The 3,628-nt window shown below is 77.9% G+C and carries 4 protein-coding genes; all 4 read left to right on the forward strand.

The features are described from left to right. Positions 1-70 precede the first annotated feature (70 nt). The gene (locus AWW66_RS31685; RefSeq protein WP_157528288.1) at positions 71-517 is read left to right on the forward strand and encodes a ferritin-like domain-containing protein; all 447 of its coding nucleotides are present in this window, start codon (positions 71-73) and stop codon (positions 515-517) included. Between the two features lie 57 nt (positions 518-574). Continuing rightward, the gene (locus AWW66_RS31690; protein WP_067374397.1) at positions 575-1,183 is read left to right on the forward strand and encodes a PadR family transcriptional regulator; all 609 of its coding nucleotides are present in this window, start codon (positions 575-577) and stop codon (positions 1,181-1,183) included. Between the two features lie 83 nt (positions 1,184-1,266). Beyond that, entirely contained in the window at positions 1,267-1,980 is a 714-nt protein-coding gene (locus AWW66_RS31695; protein ID WP_067374400.1) for an ABC transporter ATP-binding protein, read from the forward strand. Continuing rightward, positions 1,977-3,628 (forward strand): FtsX-like permease family protein (locus AWW66_RS31700; RefSeq protein ID WP_342671950.1); only part of this gene is annotated, 1,652 nt, incomplete at its 3' end. The genes AWW66_RS31695 and AWW66_RS31700, both read left to right, overlap by 4 nt.

The following is a 3,628-nucleotide window of genomic DNA, read 5'->3' on the forward strand; positions in this document are numbered from 1 at the left end:
CCCGCGCGACCCACGTGGAGGCGCTCAAGTGACCCGCGCAGCCGCGCACCTGAGGGGAGGGGCCCGCATGATCCGCCAGCCGACCCCCGGCGGCACCGACGCGGCCCTGGCCGCGGCGCTCACCGCCGAGTACGCCGCGATCTACGCGTACGGGCCGATCGGGGTGCAGCTCACCGACGCGGGGCGGCGCTCCGCACGCGCCGCCGAGGACGCCCACCGGGCCCGGCGGGACGCCCTGGTCGTCCAGCTCAGTACGGGGGGCGGCACGGTCCCCGCCGACCGGGCCGGGTACGCCCTGCCGTTCCCGGTGACCGACCGGGCCAGCGCGCTGCGGCTGGCGATCGAGGTGGAGGAGCGCACCGGGGCGTTCTGGCGGGCCGCCCTGCCGGTGACCAACGGGGCCGACCGGAACCGGGCGCTGGCGGCGCTGACCGACTGCGCGCTGCGGGCCACCCGGTGGCGGCGGGCCGCCGGGGTGACCCCGCTCACCGTCGCCTTCCCCGGCCGGTCGGGCTGAGCGCGCCGGCCGGCCAGCGGTTGCGGGCGCCATACCAGGTATGCATACTCCGTTCCCATGTCGATCCGTCACGGGCTGCTCGCCCTGCTCGAACGCGGCCAGATGTACGGATACCAGCTCCGGGCCGCGTTCGAGGAGTCGACCGGCTCGACCTGGCCGCTCAACATCGGGCAGGTCTACACCACCCTGTCCCGGCTGGAGCGGGACGGGCTGGTCCGCCCGATGCCGGAGAGCGAGGCCGGGCAGCGGCCGTACGAGATCACCGAGGCCGGCCGGGCCGACCTGGCGCTCTGGTTCGCCACCCCGGTCAGCCGCGCCGACCGGCCCCGCGACGAACTGTCGATCAAGCTGGCGCTGGCGCTCACCACGCCCGGGATCGACGTCCGCTCGGTGGTGCAGACCCAGCGCGCCGCGACCATGCGCACCCTGCAGGAGTTGACCCGGTTGAAGTACGCCAGCGACCGGCCGGAGGACCTGCCCTGGCGGCTGGTGCTGGACGCAATGGTGTTCCAGGCCGAGGCGGAGATCCGCTGGCTGGACCACTGCGAGACCAGCCTGGTCCGGTACCGGCCGACCGAGCGTGCCGCGCCCGGTCCGCCGGGGCCGGACGACGCCGGCCACCACCCGGACCCGGCGGACCGGTCCGGGGAGGGGGCACGGCGGTGAGCCCGACGACGGCGCCACCGGGCGACACCCCGGTCGGTGGCCGGGCCGGCGGCACCCCGGTCGGTGGCCGGGCCGGCGACCCGGTGCTCGACCTGCGGGACGTGCACCGGACCCACGGCAGCGGCGAGGCGGCCGTCCGGGCCCTGCGCGGGGTGAGTCTGACCGTCCACGCCGGCGAGCTGGTCGCCGTGATGGGCCCCTCCGGCTCGGGGAAGTCGACCCTGCTGGCGCTGGCCGGCGGGCTGGACAGCCCCACCACCGGCGAGGTCCGCGTCGAGGGCCACGCCCTGCACCTGCTCGACCGCCGCCGGCTGGCCCAGGTCCGCCGCCGCCGGATCGGCTACATCTTCCAGAACCTGAACCTGCTCGGCAGCCTCACCGCCGCCGAGAACGTCGCGTTGCCGCTGGAGCTGGACGGCACCGGGGTCCGGCAGGCCCGCCGGCTCGCCGGTGCCGCGCTGGCCGAGGTGGGGCTGGCGGAGCTGGGCGACCGCTTCCCCGACCAGATGTCCGGCGGCCAGCAGCAGCGGGTCGCGATCGCCCGCGCGCTGGTCGGCGAGCGCCGGCTGGTCCTGGCCGACGAGCCCACCGGCGCGCTGGACTCGCAGACCGGGGAGGCGGTGCTGCACCTGCTGCGCCGCCGGGTCGACGCGGGCGCCGCCGGGGTGCTGGTGACCCACGAGGCCCGGCACGCCGGCTGGGCCGACCGGGTGGTCTTCCTGCGCGACGGGACCATGGTCGACTCCACCGCTCCCCTGGCCGGCGTCGAGCACCTGCTCAGCGGCAGCGGCCGGTGACCCGGTCCGGCACGGTCGGGCACCGGCCGGGCAGCCGGTACGGGCGCCTCACCGGCACGGTCGGGTCGTGGCGGGCCGCGCTGCGCATCGCCCGCCGGGAGGCGCTGCGGGCCCGGGGCCGTACCGCGCTGGTCCTCACCATGATCGCCCTGCCGGTGCTGGCGTTGAGCTTCGCCGCGGTCAGCGTCGACATGGGCGAGCTGACCCGGGCCGAGCAGATCGACCGGCGCCTCGGTGCCGCCGACGCCGAGCTGACGTTCGTCAGCGACACCGCCCTACACCAGAACCCGTGGGGCACGGACTGGCGACCCCGGGCGGGCGAGGCGGTCGGCCGGAACCGGCCCGGCACCCTGGCGGAGGTCACCGACCTGCTGCCGGCCGGCAGCCGGGCCAGCCCGGTGCGCTGGTGGACGTCGCTCACCGTCGACACCGGCGATCGGGTCGAGACGTTCGAGGCGCGGGCGCTGGACCTCGCCGACCCGCTCGCCCGGGGACCGGGCCGGCTGCTGTCCGGGCGCGCCCCGGCCGCCGCGGACGAGGTCGCGCCCAGCCGGGCCGCCCAGCGCCGGCTGGGCGTGGGCCACGGCGACCGGATCACCGGCGGCGGCCGGACGTTCACCGTGGTGGGGACGGTGGAGTTCGCCGACGGCCTGGGGGTGGTCTTCGCCCTGCACCCGTCGGCGGTCCCCCCGGGCCCCGTCGCCGGCCCGCAGGTCACCTGGCTGGTCGACCTGCCGGCGCCACCCGACGCGGACCTGGTCGACCGGCTCAACCGGCACGGCGTCACGATCACCGCCCGGGAACCGGTGCCCGGCGCCGTCCACCCCACCACCCCGGCCCCGGACCTGTCGTCGTCGCTCAGCGCCGAGCAGACCGGCAACGTGGTCCTGGTGGCCGGGCTCGGCCTGCTGGAGGTGGTGCTGCTGGTCGGGCCCGCGTTCGCGGTCGGGGTACGGCGTCGCCGCCGGGACCTCGCCCTGGTCGCGGTCGCCGGGGGCGACCCCCGGCACCTGCGCCGGATCGTGCTCGCCGACGGGGTGGTGCTGGGATGCGCGGGCGCGGTGACCGGGGTGGTCCTCGGGGTCGCCGCCGCGCTGGCCGGCCGGCCCCTGGTCGAGCAGTACCTCCTCCAGCAGCGGATGGGCGGCTACCGGATCTGGCCGGAGGCGCTGGCGCTGATCGCCGGGGTGGCGGTCACCGCCGGGGTGCTCGCCGCCCTCGCGCCGGCCTGGACCGCCGCCCGGCAGGACGTGGTCGCCGGCCTGGCCGGGCGGCGGACCACGCCGCCGCACCGCCGTCGGTGGCTGGTGGTCGGGGTGCTGCTCGTCGGCGGCGGCACCGCGATCGCGGCGACCGGTGCGGCCCGCAGCGTCCCCACCGTGCTCCTGGTCGGTCTGGTCCTCGGTGAGCTCGGCCTGGTCTGCTGCACCCCGACGCTGCTGGGGGCGATCGCCCGGGCCGGACGGGCCCTGCCGCTCGCCCCCCGGATCGCGGTCCGCGACGCCAGCCGCAACCGCTCCTCGGCCGCGCCGGCGGTCTCGGCGGTGCTGGCAGCGGTGGCCGGCAGCGTCGCCCTCGGCAGCTTCCTGGCCAGCGACGAGGCCCGGGGCACCATGATGTACCCGCCGCCCCTGCCGCCCGGCCGGGT

Source organism: Micromonospora rosaria (genome assembly GCF_001567585.1).
Lineage (GTDB): Bacteria > Actinomycetota > Actinomycetes > Mycobacteriales > Micromonosporaceae > Micromonospora > Micromonospora rosaria.

What these genes read in the sequence shown, in the direction of transcription:
- AWW66_RS31690 (WP_067374397.1), top strand. Translation starts at nt 575, where the DNA reads ATGTCGATCCGTCACGGGCTGCTCGCCCTGCTCGAACGCGGCCAGATG.